1 protein-coding gene is annotated in these 1582 nt (G+C 63.3%); it reads right to left on the bottom strand.

What is annotated here, in order from left to right; all coding sequences use genetic code 11:
• On the bottom strand, positions 1 to 1290 hold a 1290-nt coding region (locus MF134_RS23760), incomplete at its 3' end, for a cache domain-containing protein (RefSeq protein WP_255341867.1).
• Positions 1291 to 1582 lie beyond the last annotated feature (292 nt).

Below are 1582 nucleotides of genomic sequence, written 5' to 3' on the forward strand. Positions count from 1 at the left end.
CGAGGAGGTCTCGATCTCGTTCATCGCGGTGACCGCCTGGGCGACGATCTGACCACCCTTCTCGGCCTTCGTCCGCGCAGTCTCCGCCGACTTGCGGGCAGCGCCCGCCCCTTCCGCGGTCTGGTTGACCCCGCTCGTCACCTCGCCGAGCGCCGCCACCGTTTGTTCGAGATTGGCCGCCTGCTGCTCGGTGCGATGCGCCAGATCGTTCGAGGCGACCGTGATCTCGCTCAGACCCGTGCGGATCGTGCCGACCGAACCCACCACATGGCCGATCGCCTGCTCGAGCTCTTCAACCGACGCGTTGAACTTCGCACGGATCGGCTCGAATTCCGGCGCCACCTGGCTCGACATGCGAACTGTCAGGTCACCCGACGAAAGACGGTCGAAGCTCGCATCCACGACGCCCATGAAGGCGCGAAGGTCTTCTGCCTTGGAATGTTCGAGTTCCACCTGGCGCTGCTTGGCTTCTTCCTGGCTAAGCCGCGCGGCGTTCGCCTCGCCTTCAAGCCGGTCACGCTCGATTGCCTGGGTCTTGAAGGTCTCGACGGCCGCAGCCATCGCACCGATTTCGTCCTGGCGATCGGCCCCGGGGATGGCGACCGATTTGTCACCGGCAGCCAGACGCCGCATCGTGCCCGTAATCGCGTCAATCGGGCGAGTGATGCTCGAGGAGAGCTTCCAGGCCAGAGCGCCAAGCAGGACAAACAGCGGCGCGGTCCAGAGAATCATGGAGACCGCCGAACTCCAGGTGATGGCACTGATGTCATCCAGGTAGACGCCCGTCCCGACCACCCAACCCCAACCAGGGAGTTCCGCCGAATAGCTCAGCTTGTCGACACCCGGGCCGTCAGGGACGCGGGGCCATTGGTAGGTGGTGAATCCGCCGCCATTCCGGGCCTTTTCGGCCAGCTCACGAACAAAATAGACGCCGTTCGCATCCTTCAGGCCGGAGAGATCCTTCCCTACGACGGCAGGGTTGGGGTTCGAGAGCGAAATGCCCTCCATATCGGTCAGGAAGACGTAGTCCGTGCCGTTGTAACGGATCGCGCCGATCTTCTCGATGACGGCGCGTCTGGCCTGCGCTTCGCTCAGAATTCCGGCCTGCATATCGGCCTGGAACTGATTGGCCACCGAGATCGCCGATTCGACCTGGGTCTTGATCAGATTCTGCCGCTCCGTCAGCAGCAGGTCATGCTGAAACTTGATTCCGATCGCCACCAGAGCGGCGCAGATCACCAGAGAGGTGGCGACAAGCGCTGTGAGTTTGCCGGGTATTGTCAATTGCACGGGAGCCCCCTCGAGTAGAATTCGCCGCAAATTAGCCGGCAATCCTTAAACATGAGCTACGGTTTGCGGATGGTTTTCGCTTGAATGATGCCGCCCGCCACATTCACCAAACCGCGTCCGGCAGTTTCGGCTGCGCGCCCCGCGGCCGAACTCCCTCTTTCCGGCAGATCAAAACTCCTCCCATCCTTCAGGGGCGACGTCGTGGTTTGCCGCGCGGGCTGCCCCGCCCGTCCCGGTGTTCTTCATCTGCGGCACTGGGCGGGGAGCGCTCTTTGCCGCCGCCGATGCCGGG

Source organism: Jiella marina (assembly GCF_024359545.1).
Classification (GTDB): Bacteria; Pseudomonadota; Alphaproteobacteria; order Rhizobiales; family Rhizobiaceae; genus Jiella.